The organism is Ferrimonas balearica (assembly GCF_019802055.1).
Lineage (GTDB): Bacteria > Pseudomonadota > Gammaproteobacteria > Enterobacterales > Shewanellaceae > Ferrimonas > Ferrimonas balearica_A.
Window position 1 is genome coordinate 200,097 of the sequence record NZ_JAHVHW010000003.1, and the last position, 13,115, is coordinate 213,211.

14 protein-coding genes and 2 tRNA genes are annotated in these 13,115 nt (G+C 58.4%); 5 read left to right on the forward strand and 11 right to left on the reverse strand.

Going from position 1 to position 13,115, the window contains the following annotated elements:
• Positions 1–121: 121 nt before the first annotated feature.
• From KUV52_RS00870 to KUV52_RS00885, 4 genes are read right to left on the reverse strand one after another with little or no spacing between them, the layout of a single operon-like run.
• Positions 122–514, reverse strand: a complete 393-nt coding sequence (locus KUV52_RS00870; RefSeq protein ID WP_222524053.1) for a CBS domain-containing protein — start codon at positions 512–514, stop codon at positions 122–124.
• Positions 511–861 carry a P-II family nitrogen regulator gene (locus KUV52_RS00875; protein WP_222524054.1) on the reverse strand — a complete coding sequence of 117 codons (351 nt, stop codon included), beginning with the start codon at positions 859–861 and terminating at the stop codon, positions 511–513. The genes KUV52_RS00870 and KUV52_RS00875 overlap by 4 nt, the downstream gene beginning before the upstream one ends.
• A 3-nt stretch (positions 862–864) precedes the next feature.
• The gene (locus tag KUV52_RS00880) at positions 865–1,623 is read right to left on the reverse strand and encodes a DUF1538 domain-containing protein (RefSeq protein ID WP_222524055.1); all 759 of its coding nucleotides are present in this window, start codon (positions 1,621–1,623) and stop codon (positions 865–867) included.
• Complete coding sequence (locus KUV52_RS00885) at positions 1,611–2,351, reverse strand: DUF1538 domain-containing protein (RefSeq protein WP_222524056.1); 741 nt, start codon at positions 2,349–2,351, stop codon at positions 1,611–1,613. Before KUV52_RS00885 ends, KUV52_RS00880 begins: the two co-directional genes overlap by 13 nt.
• 141 nt (positions 2,352–2,492) lie before the next feature.
• Between KUV52_RS00885 and KUV52_RS00890 the strand changes: the two genes are divergently transcribed.
• The gene (locus KUV52_RS00890) at positions 2,493–2,921 is read left to right on the forward strand and encodes a hypothetical protein (RefSeq protein ID WP_222524057.1); all 429 of its coding nucleotides are present in this window, start codon (positions 2,493–2,495) and stop codon (positions 2,919–2,921) included.
• On the opposite strand, the gene ggt is transcribed toward KUV52_RS00890, so the two are convergent.
• Positions 2,922–4,655, reverse strand: coding sequence for a gamma-glutamyltransferase (gene ggt / locus KUV52_RS00895; RefSeq protein ID WP_222524058.1), 1,734 nt, complete (start codon positions 4,653–4,655; stop codon positions 2,922–2,924).
• Between the two features lie 507 nt (positions 4,656–5,162).
• Between ggt and KUV52_RS00900 the strand changes: the two genes are divergently transcribed.
• A complete protein-coding gene (locus tag KUV52_RS00900) occupies positions 5,163–5,384 on the forward strand; it encodes a hypothetical protein (protein ID WP_222524059.1) in 222 nt (73 codons plus the stop codon).
• Here KUV52_RS00900 and KUV52_RS00905 read toward each other — a convergent pair.
• Together KUV52_RS00905 and KUV52_RS00910 are read right to left on the reverse strand one after the other, a co-directional pair.
• Positions 5,374–6,282 carry a class I SAM-dependent methyltransferase gene (locus KUV52_RS00905; protein ID WP_222524060.1) on the reverse strand — a complete coding sequence of 303 codons (909 nt, stop codon included), beginning with the start codon at positions 6,280–6,282 and terminating at the stop codon, positions 5,374–5,376. The two genes, KUV52_RS00900 and KUV52_RS00905, sit on opposite strands and share 11 nt — an antisense overlap.
• Positions 6,282–7,367, reverse strand: a complete 1,086-nt coding sequence (locus tag KUV52_RS00910) for an AI-2E family transporter (RefSeq protein WP_222524061.1) — start codon at positions 7,365–7,367, stop codon at positions 6,282–6,284. Before KUV52_RS00910 ends, KUV52_RS00905 begins: the two co-directional genes overlap by 1 nt.
• 52 nt (positions 7,368–7,419) lie before the next feature.
• Here KUV52_RS00910 and folX point away from each other — a divergent pair, with 52 nt between their 5' ends.
• Both folX and KUV52_RS00920 read left to right on the forward strand, forming a co-directional pair.
• Positions 7,420–7,785, forward strand: a complete 366-nt coding sequence (gene folX / locus KUV52_RS00915) for a dihydroneopterin triphosphate 2'-epimerase (RefSeq protein WP_222524062.1) — start codon at positions 7,420–7,422, stop codon at positions 7,783–7,785.
• 12 nt (positions 7,786–7,797) lie between these two features.
• A complete protein-coding gene (locus KUV52_RS00920; RefSeq protein WP_222524063.1) occupies positions 7,798–8,697 on the forward strand; it encodes a TIGR01777 family oxidoreductase in 900 nt (299 codons plus the stop codon).
• On the opposite strand, the gene KUV52_RS00925 is transcribed toward KUV52_RS00920, so the two are convergent.
• Together KUV52_RS00925 and KUV52_RS00930 are read right to left on the reverse strand one after the other, a co-directional pair.
• A complete protein-coding gene (locus KUV52_RS00925) occupies positions 8,684–11,161 on the reverse strand; it encodes an ABC transporter permease (protein WP_222524064.1) in 2,478 nt (825 codons plus the stop codon). The two genes, KUV52_RS00920 and KUV52_RS00925, sit on opposite strands and share 14 nt — an antisense overlap.
• Complete coding sequence (locus KUV52_RS00930) at positions 11,158–11,856, reverse strand: ABC transporter ATP-binding protein (protein WP_222524065.1); 699 nt, start codon at positions 11,854–11,856, stop codon at positions 11,158–11,160. Before KUV52_RS00930 ends, KUV52_RS00925 begins: the two co-directional genes overlap by 4 nt.
• Between KUV52_RS00930 and KUV52_RS00935 the strand changes: the two genes are divergently transcribed.
• Entirely contained in the window at positions 11,855–12,457 is a 603-nt protein-coding gene (locus KUV52_RS00935) for an arylesterase (RefSeq protein ID WP_222524066.1), read from the forward strand. The genes KUV52_RS00930 and KUV52_RS00935 overlap by 2 nt on opposite strands.
• A 347-nt stretch (positions 12,458–12,804) precedes the next feature.
• On the opposite strand, the gene KUV52_RS00940 is transcribed toward KUV52_RS00935, so the two are convergent.
• Positions 12,805–12,880 (reverse strand) — tRNA-Glu (locus tag KUV52_RS00940).
• A gap of 116 nt (positions 12,881–12,996) precedes the next feature.
• A tRNA-Ala gene (locus KUV52_RS00945) sits at positions 12,997–13,072 on the reverse strand.
• Positions 13,073–13,115: the final 43 nt, after the last annotated feature.

The window sequence follows — 13,115 nt, forward strand, 5'->3', positions numbered from 1 at the left end:
GCGGGCTTTTTTATTGGCGGCTGACGGAAAACTGACCCCTTTAAAATTCCCTAATAAAATAGGAACTTATGAATTATGGGGCGCACTTTTAACAGGCTTGTCCACAGTTTTTGTGGATAACCTACTCTAATCCTCTCAGCACCAAATCTCGATAGGTGACCAAGCCAATAATGGCGCCGTGTTCCTGAACCGGAGCTTGATTGATCGAGAAACGCTCGAACAGCCGCGCACAGTAGCGAATGTCCATATTTGGCGACACGGACACCACAGGCTTACTCATCACTTCATACAGGTTCACTCTGTCCGCCGCCCGATCCCGAGCCACCACCTGTTTGCCGATATCTGACAGCAACACCAAGCCATACTCATCAGTCTCATCCCGTTTATTGATGATCAGCGCATCAGCATGGGCCTCGCGCAGTTTGGCGACCCCCTCAGCAACGGTACAGATCCCTTCTAGCGCCACAAAGCGCTCGCTCATCACCTGACGCACGGTGACTTTCGGCTTGCTCATAGCTGATCCTCCAGTTTGTCGCTCAGAGTCTCTATCTGGTGGGCAACGCCCACTACATCTTCCACATCCAGTTGCAGGGCGATCCCGGTACCCGGCGTGTGGTCAAACTCTCCCACTTCAGCGATGGTTTCCAGAATCTTCCGGGCCATATGCTCCTCCACCACGAACAGCAGCACATCCCGCTGCAGCTCCAGGTTAAGGCCAAAGAAGGTTTTACGGGGCTTCAGCCCCTCACCCCGGGCGTGGTTGATCAGCGTCACCCCGGTGGCGCCGGCCTGACGGGCCGCATCCACCAGAGTCTGTGACTGGCGGTCGTCCACAAAGGCGATAATGAGTTTGAAGCGCATGGGTCACCTCGTCCGTTGATTTCGCTGGTGAAGCCAGAGGGTAAGTTGGGCATAGCCCATTACCGTAATAATGGGAAACAGGCTGGCAAAGGCGATCAGGCCAAAGCCATCAAGCAGGGGGCTGCGGCCCGGAATGGCGCTGGCCAATCCGAGACCCAGTGCAGCCACCAAAGGCACGGTCACCGTTGAGGTGGTGACGCCGCCGGAATCATAAGCCAGGGGAATGATCATTTTGGGAGCAAAGCGGGTCTGGAACACCACCAGAAGGTACCCCACCAAAATGTACCAGTGCAGGGGGTCGCCCACGATTATGCGGTAGCTGCCAAGAGCAATGCCGACGGCCACACCGAGTGCAACGGCGATGCGCAGTCCCCAGGGATGAATGGCGTTGCCGCTCACTTCGCTGGCTTTGAGCGCCACCGCTATCAGCGAGGGCTCTGCAATGGTGGTGGCAAAACCGATGGAAAAGGCAAACAGGTAAACCCAGTAGTAGTGCCACCAGAGCCCGTCCCCGGGCAGAAAATCGGGCGCCGTCAGTTGGCTGGCCATCAGTTCACCCAAGGGAAACAGCGCTCGCTCCAGGCCGACCAGAAACAGCGCCAGCCCCAATATGACCGATCCCAATCCAAGCAGCAGTGGCCGCCACTGGGTGATGCGCTGGCGCAGTACCCCCAACTGAAAACCAAACAGCACGGCGATGATCGGCACCACATCCGCCAGGGTGTCCAGCAGGGTTTCCCAAAGTGCGATCAACCAATCCATGGGCGCAATATCCCAAAGCCAAGCACAAAGATGATGGGCAGCAACGACGCAAAGGCGATCAGCCCAAAGCCATCAAGGAGCGGGTTTCGCCCTTCGATACTGGTTGCCAGGCCAACCCCCAGAGCAGTGACCAGAGGTACAGTAATGGTTGATGTGGTGACCCCTCCGGAGTCATAGGCGATACCGATGATGTCCGCTGGGGCAAACAGCGTCAGCACCATCACCACAAGATAACCGGCAATGATGATGCGATGCAGAGGCCAGCCCAACAGAATCCGCAGCACCCCGAGCAGTATCGCCACACCGACGGAGAGCGCTACGGTGAGGCGCAGGCGGTCGGCATAACGGGCTTGGGCTTCCTCCTCCAGAGCAATCACCCCCGCCTCTGCCGCCACCTCAGCGGCCTCCTCGGAAACGGCGATCAATGCGGGCTCAGCGACCGTCGTGCCAAACCCCAGCAGAAAAGCAAAACTGAGTAACCAGAAGAGCGACCCCCGACGGGCAAACGCCCGAGCCAGCGACTCACCAAGGGGGAACAGAGCCAATTCAAGCCCGTAGACAAACAGTGTCAGGCCCGCAATCACCAGACCCAGACCGATTAGAATGGTATCGAGCCGAGGCAGGGGCTGCCCCAGCACCACCAGTTGGAAAAAGCCGACCACCAGCACAATCGGGAGCAGATCCCTGGCACTGCTCAGCAAGGTTCTCAGTACATTGCCCAACTTCAACCCCCTGCCTTAATCCGCTGACCATCGCCACCAGTAAATCACATTTTATTAACATTTCGGGATGATCAGGATCAAAGGGAGGATGCGCTCAACTTGTCAGGACGCTGGCCGATAGCCTCACAAAGACTTAGGGACAGGCTGATGAAACCAATTCACTATTTTTTACTGGGTCTCCTGCTGCTGGCAGGCTGTAATGGCCGACAGGACACTCAACGGCCGGAAAGCGTGGCCCTGACATTCTTTGATGCTCTCTATAACCAGAAGGACGCACAATCGGCGATGGCTCTGGTCAACGAACCACTCAGAGATGTCATGAGTCACTATCGAATCGCCAGCCAGATCCAGCGCAATGTGCTCGGGTTGGCGTTGGATGAGGCAGAGCTGTCGGTGGGCGAGGTGGACATCGATTTTTTCCGACGCAACGCCCAACAGGTGGAAGTGCTGATTCAGCTAAGCGGTCATAACGGTCATCGTAGGATCAACGATGACCGCCTGGTCAGACTGGAAAAAGAGGGTGAGCGCTGGGTGATCACCCACCTCTACAGCGACCCTTTCCAAACCAACGGCTGATCAACCGCCGCTAGCCACCCCCTCCCGCCGGGGATCCGCAGCCCCCTCCCAACCGGAGGGGGTCTTTCGGATCACCTGCACACCGCTGTTCAGAGGCACCTGCTTCACCTGGTAGTGTCGCTCAATCATCTGTTGAACTCGTTCACCCCACGCCTGCTCCGACTCCAGTGCCAGGTAGTCGTTTCGGTGGCTGACTCGTGGCAATGCCAGCGCCTGCTCCAAAGACAACTCCCAATCCAGAATCGCTATGGTGGTTTGCGCCACGTAGCTGATGATGCGACTGCCACCGGGTGAACCGATGGCCAACAGAGGCTGACCATGCTTATCGAGCACGATGGTGGGCGCCATGGAGGAGCGGGGCCGCTTACCGGCCTCGACACAATTGGCAGCCAGCGCGTCTTTCGGCCCGGGGTCTCTGGAGAAGTCAGTCAGTTGGTTATTCAGCAGAAAGCCCCCCACCATCACGCTGGAGCCAAACCCCATCTCGATGCTGCTGGTCATGCTGAGCAGGTTGCCCTGACGATCCGCCATCACCAGATGTGTGGTGGAGGGCAGCGCTTGAGTGGCGTCGACGCCGGGCACCGGAGTGAGCACGCCAGGATGTGCCCGCCCCTCGTCGTGCAGCGGAGGCAGTTGTGCACGGCGGCTCTCCAGGTAGTCGGGGGCCAGCATCCGGGTTACCGGCACGGAAACGAAATCGCTGTCTGCCAGGTATCGGTTGCGGTCCGCATAGGCCAGCCGAGAGGCCTGGGAAAACAGGTGCAGAAACTCACTGCTGTTCGGGCTCATCTGTGACAGCGGATAGGACGAAAGCAGCCCCAGGATCTGCCCCACGGTAACCCCGCCTGAGCTGGGTGGGCCCATGCCGCACACCTGGTACTGTCGGTAGGGTGCGCAAACCGGCTCCCGCCACCTGGGCTGATAGTGCGCCAAATCGCTGAGACTTAGCCCACCCGGCTGGCTGGCGTCATTCTGAACCGCTGCGACCATCGCTTCAGCCAGTGGTCCCTGGTAGAAACCCGCTGGCCCTGCCTGGGCAATCCGCTTCAGGGTTTTGGCCAGTTCAGGGTTAGTCACTCTGGTCCCTGCCTGTAGCGCCCTCCCCTCCGGGTAGAAGTACTCCCGTGCGGGCCCGGGTCGCAAAAGTCCCGGATTCAGCTCACGCTCCAACAAGCCCGCCAACCGCGGCGAAACCACAAACCCCTGCTCGGCCAGCTCAATGGCAGGCGCCAACAGCTGAGACCAGGGAAGCACACCGTACTGCTGATGGGCATCGTACAGGGCGGCGATAGCCCCGGGCACCCCAACAGACCGCCCACCCACTACGGCATCCATAAAGCCCGCAGGCTTGCCGCTGTCATCGAGGAAGAGATCCGGTGTCGCGCTGGCGGGCGCAGTTTCCCGGCCATCCAGAGTCACCAGCCGTTGGGCTTTGCTGTCCCACAGCACCATAAACAGGCCGCCACCAATCCCTGAGGATTGGGGCTCAGTGAGGGTTAACACCATCTGCGCTGCAATGGCACCGTCAACGGCAGAGCCCCCTTGCGCCAACACCTTTTGAGCCGCTTCGGTTGCGTAGGGATTGGCGGTGGCAGCCATATAGTGGGGGGCAGAAACGGCGGGGCGGCTGAGAAACCCGGTGGGCGCTTCCGGCTCGACCGCACCCCATGCGGGCACACTAAGGGCAAGACCAAACAGGCCAAGGAAAAACAGGCTTCTCATAGGGCACTCCATTGACGTATGGGCCACAGTGTCCCGAAGCCAAACCCGGTTGTAAACCCAAAGAAAAACAGCAGCCAAATGGCTGCTGTTTCTCAAGAGAGCGGTTGGGGCTCAGTCGAGGTAAGCGTCCTCGTCCAGGTCCACCGGCAACTCATCGGCGACTTCGTCCTGAAGCTGATAGTAAGCGTCCTGATAGTCTTGCACTTCCATCCACTTGCCTCGCTGTTGGTGGGGTACTCTGCCCGTTGCAGACACGCAAAGTGTACCACTCGCCACCCTCAGGATCCACTAAGTGTATGTTTTTAAAGGTTTTGTGTATTTTTACCACTAAACCATCGCAAGTGACTGATCCCAACCTGAACCGTTCCGGTTTTGACATCAAAATTACGAAACTGAGCAACAGTTCAGCGCCGCTTATGATGTCCGGTTCCCAAAAATCCCCGGTTACGCCGCAATGTTCTAAAGCAAACGGGGCCCGATGGCATAGAGTCATTGGAAAGGGGCCAGCGGAGGCAGTCGATGAATACCCTTGTAGAATTTGAAGCGGCACAACTGGAGCAGTTACTGGATTCGGACCCACTTGCCGCAAGAATGTTTATGGAGAACATGCAGATCCCTCTGGATGTTCAGGACAGCATTCTGGCGGAAGCGGGAAAACTGCGACGGCGAGACCGTACAGCGCTGGCGCGGGTTATCGAACAGCACGGCATGAGCGAGCTGTCCGATAAGATCAGTCGTTAACGCGACGGTAGCGCAACACTTTCAGCCCCTTGTCCGGGTTCTGTTCGGGGAAGCTTGCGGGGTTGTTCAGGCGCTCGACAAAATGAAGCTCCGGGGCAAACTCGGCCACCTGATCCTGCAGGAAAGCCAGACTCAGCTCCGGCGCATTGAGACAGAGTAGCGCTTCCGCCTCCGGTGCCATCAACGCCGCTAACCGCCTCAACAGTCGTGGGTAGTCCTTGGTTGCGATAAAACTGCCTTGCTGAAAACTGGGGGGATCCACCACCACCAGATCGTAAGGACCGAGTTTTCGCAACTTGCCGAAGGTTTTAAACAGGTCGTGGGCCAGGTAACGCACCCCCTCCCCTAACCCGTTCCGGGCATGGTTTCGTTTGCCCTGAGACAAGGAAGGCGCACTCATATCCAGATTGACCACGGAGTCCGCGCCACCGGCTCTTGCTGCTACTGAAAAGCCACAGGTGTAGGCAAACAGGTTGAGCACGCGTTTTCCATCACTGTGCTCCCGTACCCATTGCCGCCCTTCCGCCATATCCAGAAACAGGCCGTGGTTTTGCCCTTTCATCAGGGTGATTTCGTACTCCAGCCCGCCTTCCGACACCCAATGAGGTGACGGCAGAGTGCCGCTGAGCAACTCCGTCCGAGCCGGACTGACAGAGCGGTTTTGCCAGACCAGGGTTGGAGAGGTACCCGCGACGTCCAGCCACCACTGATTGAGTTGGTCTTGCAGATCATGCTGCTGCGACGCCGTCAGAGGGCCAAACTGGGTCAGCAACAGAGCCGGCGGAAGGTAATCCAGAGTGAGGGTTTCCAATCCGGGGAAACAGTGTCCCCGGCCATGAAACAGTCGCTGAGCGACCTCCTCCGGACGAACCGAAGGCAGATGTTGACGCAGATCCATCACTCGCTTTCCCGGGCGTCGCCGTCCGCCTGAGCCACCATCGGCTGGCTGATCACCTGTGGGTCTCCTTCCAGTAGAACCGCTGCCCAGCGGCCCCCTTCTGAGGATTCCAGGGCGATTTTGACGATCATGGTCAGGGGCACAGACAACAGCATGCCCACGGAACCAAGCAACCAGCCCCAGAAGATCAAGCTGAGGAACACCACCAGGGTTGAGAGCCCCAGGCTGCGTCCCATCATACGGGGCTCCACCAGGTTGCCCATCACCATATTGACCGCGACATAAAGGCCAGCGACACCGGCAGCAGGCCCCACTCCCAGTTGGATCAACGCCAGAGCAACCGGGGGTACGGCAGCAATGATGGAACCGATGTTGGGAATGTAGTTGAACAGGAAGGCCACCAGACCCCAGAGCAGGAAGTAGTCGACGCCAAGCAGGTAGAGGCCCAGACCACAGATGATGCCAGTGCCGAGGCTGACAACCGTCTTGATCGCCAGGTAGCGGTTCACCGATTCCAGAAAGCGGTCAATCTGCTTCAGGCGCATCTGGGGATCGTCCAGCGCATAGTGCAGCTTGCGGTTGAGGCCTGAGCTCTCAAACAGCATAAACACCACGGTCAGCACGATCAGCAGCATGTTGGTCATCAGGCCACCCAGGCTGGAAACGATGTTGGTGGCCACACTCATCAATCCGCCGGGATCAAACTGATCCTTCAGTTGGTCCGTAGAGATGTTGAACTGATTGGCTTTTTCCAGCAGCGCGCCAAAGGTATCGGTCAGTTGTGCACGATACTCGGGCAACTGTCGGGTGAAATCGTTGATGGAGCTGCCGACCAGCGTGGCGATCCAGGTGCCCGCCATGATCACCACTACCATCACAGTAAAGATCGCCAGGGCGCGTGGCAGCTTGAGCCGCATCAAGGCACTGACCAAGGGACTGCAGATAATGGCAATAAAAAGGGCCAGCAAAAAAGGAACCACAATGGCACTGGCGGCCTTGATGCCAGCCAGAATCACCATGGTCGAGGCTAAAAATAGGGCGGTTCGCAGAGCGACTGAGCCTTGATTCAATGAAGCGGGTAACATTAGTGTGGTCCTATAATCCGAAAGTACTCTCCCACCAAGGAATGCAGTCATTATGAAGCAAAACCAAGCGGTTATTCGAATTAAAAACTTACGTCTTCGCACATACATCGGCATTAACGAAGATGAGGTTCAGAATAAGCAGGACGTGATCATCAACGCCCAGATCCACTACTGCGCCGATAAGGCCCGTAACAGTGATGACATGGATGACGCGCTGAACTACCGCACCATCACCAAAAAGATCATTAAACTGGTAGAGATGAACCGTTTTTCTCTGCTGGAGAAGCTCACCAGCGACGTACTGGCCATCACCAGCGAACATCATTGGGTGGACTACGCCACGGTCGAAGTGGATAAACCCCATGCCCTGAGATTCGCCGACTCCGTATCGTTGCAACTGAGCTACCAGCGCGACTGAGCGAGGTAGACCGTGAAGCTGCTGATTACCGGAGGCACTGGATTCATTGGCCGGGCCCTGATCGCCCGGCTTTCTCCTCAGCACGAGATCACCGTGCTGACCCGAAATCCTGAAAAAGCCCTGTCTCTGTTAGGCAGCGGTATCACGCCCCTACGTTCCCTGGCCACTCAGGCCAATCTCGACGGGTTCGACGGGGTGATCAATCTGGCGGGAGAGCCCATAGCAGAGGGGCGCTGGAGCACCCAGAAAAAACGCCTGATCTGCGACAGCCGCTGGCAACTGACCGAAGCCCTGGTTCGCCTGCACCAGGCCTCGGCCAATCCCCCGAAAGTGTGGATCAATGCCTCTGCCATCGGCATCTATGGGCCCCGGGACGCGGCTGCGGTTGATGAAACCACCCCACTGACGCCAATGGGATTTGCTGAGCAGGTGTGTGAGCGGTGGGAAGCGATCGCCAGCCGCATCGCCGAACAGACGCGACTTTGCATTGTCCGCATCGGATTGGTGCTGCATCCGGACGGAGGCGCGTTGAAGAAGATGCTGCCCGCCTTTCGTCTGGGGCTGGGCGGCCCCATCGGCAGTGGGCAGCAGATGATGTCCTGGATCCATCGGGACGATCTGGTTGCCATGCTTTGCTATCTGCTGGAAAACGACCACTGCCGGGGCATCTTCAACGGCACGGCACCGCAACCGGTTACCAACCGAGCGTTCGGTCAGGCCCTGGGACAGACACTGGGTCGCCCCGCGTTTCTCCCGGCTCCGGCCCCCGTGCTGAAGTTGGCTCTTGGAGAGATGAGCAGCTTACTTCTGACCGGCCAGGCCGTGCTGCCCAGGGCCGCCGAAGCGGCGGGATTCCAGTTTCAATACCCGGAATTGAACGCCGCCCTGGCGGATCTGCTTAATCGCGCCTGAGCAGAGATGCACAGTTTTGAGCGAGCAGACGACGGCAGGCTAGCCTTCCCATCAGGCCAATAAGTACTGCCCCCAGTAACGGCGTCAGTGCCCACCACTGCCAGTGCGCCTGCACCACCAGATTGAACACCTGGGTTTTCAGCAGATAGAGGGTCAGTTCCGCCACCATTACCGCCAGGAATCCCGCCAGTGCGCCCAGGATCATGAACTCCCAGTTCACCGCACTGCGCAACAGTCGGCCCGGTGCTCCCAGGGTTCGCATGATCGCCAACTCCTGCCGCCGTGATGCCATACCTGCCTCAGTCTGGGCCAACAGCACCAGCGCCGACGCCACCACCACAACCAGCAGCACCAGCGTTAATGCCAGAGACACCTGGTCAATCACGCCTCGCAACTGCTCTATCAACGCGCCAACATCGATCACCGATACCGTGGGGAACTGTCGAATCAACTCCCCCACCAACTCTGGCTGCCCATCGGGGTGATAAAAACTGGCGATGTAGGTCGCCACAAAGGGAGAGAGCACTTCCGGCGGGAAGATCATAAAGAAGTTTGGCTGCATGGTTTCCCAGTTCACCTGACGCAAACTGGTCACGGTCACCTCGAACTCTCGACCATCGATGGTAAAGCTGAGTCGGTCCCCCAGCCCAATATCGAGCCGCTCCGCTACCTGTGCCTCAACGGACACCTCACCGGTACTATCGGGCTCGTACCATTGACCCGCCACCACCGGATTGTTGGGAGGCAGTTCGGTCCGGTAGGTCAGATTCAACTCCCGCCCTATTCCTCTTGGTCCCCGAGGTGCCGAATCTTCCGGCTCCTTGGTGACGGGGCGTCTTACGCTGTCACCATTGATGGCTGACAGGCGACCGCGAATCACCGGGTAGAGATCCGTTGCCACGACAGAGCGTTCCGCCAGAAAGGTCTCCATTGCCACAGTCTGGTCGGGCGCGATGTTGATCAGGAAGTGATCAGGCGTGTTCTCCGGCAGTTGATCCTGCCAGTCTTTGAGCAGGTCCTGACGCAGCGCCAGAATGGTCAACAGCAGCATCAGGGCCACGGAGAAACCCACCAACTGCAAGGCATTGTCTGCCGCCCGCCGACGCAATCCCGCCAGTGCCAACTTGAGCGGACTGGAGGTGGCCATACCCAACTGCCGCCCACTGCGCAACAGCAACACCCCAACCAGCGCCAGCAGGCCCCCCAACACGACGGTACCCACCAACAGCACCAGGGTCATACGGAGGCTGCCACTGTAAAGCCAGGCCAGCAGAGCCAACGCCGACATTGCCAAAAGCGCATTCAGACCGGCGCCCCACCGCGCCGGTCCAATATCCTTCCGCAACACCCTCATCGGCGGCACCGAAAGGAGCCGAAGCAGCGGATAGAGGGTAAAGCCAAAACCGGCAATCAAGCCCGTTCCAGCGCCGAGCGCCAGAGGCCGCCAAGGGAAAGCGTCCATGGCAGCGCTGCCAAACTCTGCGGGAAGCAGGGTGATCATTCCTTGGGCTGCAAGCGCTCCCAGTGCCAGCCCCGCCGCGATGCTAAGCAGAGTCACCAGAGCCAGGTGAGAAACAAAAACGGTGCGAACCTGAGCATGGCTGGCTCCCAGGGTTTTGAACATCGCCACCACATCGTAGTGCCGCTGACAATAACGTCGGGCCGCCACCCCGATGGCAGCGCAGGCCAACGCGATACCGAGCAACGCAGACAGCAAAAGAAACTGCTCTGCCCGGCCGATAGCGCGCGCCAAGGGGGATTCCTGGGACCGCACATCCACCAGTCGCTGAGAGGTGCTCAGCCGACTTTCCAGAAACGTCTCAAGCTGAGCAATGGCGGACTCCCGTCCGGCAAACTGGTAGCGCCACTGCAAGCGACTGCCCGGCTGCACCACCCCGGTAGCCTCCACATCCTCCAGTCGCATCAACACAACGGGCGCCGAAGCAAAGACGTTGAATCCCGCATCCGGAAGACGATTGATAACCGCGTCCAAACGGAATATTGCTTCGCCGACTTCCCCATCGCTGGCGCTATTCAGCCAACTGGCCAACCGTCGATCCAGCCAGAGTGCACCGGGAGGAGGCAGGCGTGTCGAAGCGGGCGTCATCAAGTCAATCTGGCCTCTCAGCGGGTACTGGTCTGAGACCGCCTTGATGGTGACCAGTTGCAACTCATCGCCAGCAAACAGCATCGATTGGAACTCAAGAGTCGTCGCGACCTCCACCCCCAGAGTTCTGGCATGCTCAAGCCATGTGGGGTCCACCTGTTGTGGAGAGTTCAGAATGCGATCCGCAGCCAGAAAGGTCGCGGCCTGGTGGTCGATGGCTCGTTTTAAGCGGTCGGAAACCAGGCCCAGGCCGGTCACCGCCGTTACGGCAAGGATCAGGGCTGCGGCAATCAGCCGGAGTTGCCCGCGAGCCAGTTCACGCCGAAACAGGCGCCAGGCCAAAGGCAGGCTGCTCATAGTGCCTCCAGTTGGCCAGCGTTCATGGCGACCTGACGCTGGCACCGCTTAGCCAGTTTCAGGTCATGTGTGACGAGAACGAGCGTGGTGCCCTGCTCCCGGTTCAATTCGAACAGAAGGTTCTCAACCGTGTCACTGTTGGTGTGGTCCAGGTTACCAGTTGGCTCGTCCGCAAACAGAATCGCAGGGCGGGTAGCAAACGCGCGGGCAATGGCAACGCGCTGCTGCTCACCACCGGAAAGTTGATTGGGGAAGTGATCAAATCGCTGCTCCAGCCCCACCCGGCTAAGCAGTGATTCAGCGGTTTCCCGCGCGCCTTCATGCCCGGCGAGCTCCAGTGGCAGCATCACGTTTTCTAGCGCGGTCAGACTGTCCACCAGCATAAAGGACTGAAAAATAAACCCGACTTTCTGGCCTCTGAGTGCGGCACGCTGCTCCTCATCCAACTGATGAAGCGGTGCGCCAGCTAACCAGATTTCACCGTCTGTGGCCCTATCCAATCCAGCCAGCAACGCCAGCAGAGTGGACTTGCCCGCCCCCGATGGCCCAATCACTGCCAACGATTCACCCCGCTTGACTTCGAGATCAACGCCCTTAAGGATCGATAGAGAGCCGTCGAGCGTATCAACGTCTCTACGAAGCCGGCGAACAACAATGGCCGAATCCGGCGCGTTATGGAATGAAGGAGTAGACATGCTGCGGCGATCCCTGCTGATTTTAATCATCTGTTTATACCAGCCCGGAGCTTGGGCCGATCAGCGATCCATTCTAATACTGGGTGACAGCCTAAGTGCAAGCTATGGTATGGATGAAACCGAAGGCTGGGTGAGAAAATTGCAACAAAATCTACCCGATGCACGGCTCATCAACGCGTCAGTCAGTGGTGAAACCAGCGACGGAGGGCTGCGCCGTCTCCCCGGATTGCTCGAACAGCATCAGCCAGACTGGGTGTTTGTCGAGCTTGGTGGCAATGACGGACTGAGAGGGTTTCAGCCCACATTGACCCAACAGAACCTAGACGAGGTCATTGCGCTCAGCAAAGCATCAGGCGCACAAGTCATGCTTTCAGAGGTGATGGTGCCACCCAACTACGGACGCCGCTATGCGGAACGCTTTCAGCAGATATTCGTTGCGCTGGCAGAAGCGCACCAGATCGAACTGGTCCCCTTCTTTATGACTGAGATTGCGGTGGACCCCAACCTGATGCAGGCCGACGGCATCCATCCAAACCGGGCCGCGCAGGACAGGATTGCCGCTTTCCTTCAACCCTGGTTTGAACAGGCCATCGCTGAGTAGCCCTGCTCTTAAAGACACCTGCCCCAAATAGGAAAAGCCGCCCGAATGGGTGGCTTTTCTACTAGCTGGCTATGGGGGATGCGCCACTTAGGCACAAAAAGAAAAAGCCACCCGCTTGGGTGGCTTTTCTACTAACTGGCTGCGGGGGATGCGCCACTTAGGCACAAAAAGAAAAAGCCACCCGCTTGGGTGGCTTTTCTACTCACTGGCTATGGGGGATGCGCCACTTAGGCACAAAAAGAAAAAGCCACCCGCTTGGGTGGCTTTTCTACTCACTGGCTATGGGGGATGCGCCACTTAGGCACAAAAAGAAAAAGCCACCCGCTTGGGTGGCTTTTCAGAATAAGTGGCGTCCCCTAGGGGATTCGAACCCCTGTTACCGCCGTGAAAGGGCGGTGTCCTAGGCCTCTAGACGAAGGGGACCCCGGACTCACCGTTTAGTCTCTGGTGATAAGAGAATTGGTGGAGCTAACGGGTGGTGCGACACTCGCTCGAACCGCCTTTTGTTAGGCCCAACCGGTTGCCGTAACAACCAAAATTGGTGGAGCTACGCGGGATCGAACCGCGGACCTCTTGCATGCCATGCAAGCGCTCTCCCAGCTGAGCTATAGCCCCAGGATTTGGTGGGCGATACCGGGCTTGAACCAGTGACCCCCTG

Excerpts from the sequence above, each read along its gene's own strand:
- KUV52_RS00925 (WP_222524064.1), bottom strand. The coding sequence starts at position 11,161 with ATGAGCAGCCTGCCTTTGGCCTGGCGCCTGTTTCGGCGTGAACTGGCT.
- KUV52_RS00910 (WP_222524061.1), bottom strand. The coding sequence starts at position 7,367 with ATGTTACCCGCTTCATTGAATCAAGGCTCAGTCGCTCTGCGAACCGCC.
- KUV52_RS00875 (WP_222524054.1), bottom strand. The coding sequence starts at position 861 with ATGCGCTTCAAACTCATTATCGCCTTTGTGGACGACCGCCAGTCACAG.
- KUV52_RS00900 (WP_222524059.1), top strand. The coding sequence starts at position 5,163 with ATGAATACCCTTGTAGAATTTGAAGCGGCACAACTGGAGCAGTTACTG.
- folX (WP_222524062.1), top strand. The coding sequence starts at position 7,420 with ATGAAGCAAAACCAAGCGGTTATTCGAATTAAAAACTTACGTCTTCGC.
- KUV52_RS00930 (WP_222524065.1), bottom strand. The coding sequence starts at position 11,856 with ATGTCTACTCCTTCATTCCATAACGCGCCGGATTCGGCCATTGTTGTT.
- KUV52_RS00935 (WP_222524066.1), top strand. The coding sequence starts at position 11,855 with ATGCTGCGGCGATCCCTGCTGATTTTAATCATCTGTTTATACCAGCCC.
- ggt (WP_222524058.1), bottom strand. The coding sequence starts at position 4,655 with ATGGAGTGCCCTATGAGAAGCCTGTTTTTCCTTGGCCTGTTTGGTCTT.
- KUV52_RS00890 (WP_222524057.1), top strand. The coding sequence starts at position 2,493 with ATGAAACCAATTCACTATTTTTTACTGGGTCTCCTGCTGCTGGCAGGC.
- KUV52_RS00905 (WP_222524060.1), bottom strand. The coding sequence starts at position 6,282 with ATGGATCTGCGTCAACATCTGCCTTCGGTTCGTCCGGAGGAGGTCGCT.
- KUV52_RS00870 (WP_222524053.1), bottom strand. The coding sequence starts at position 514 with ATGAGCAAGCCGAAAGTCACCGTGCGTCAGGTGATGAGCGAGCGCTTT.
- KUV52_RS00880 (WP_222524055.1), bottom strand. The coding sequence starts at position 1,623 with ATGGATTGGTTGATCGCACTTTGGGAAACCCTGCTGGACACCCTGGCG.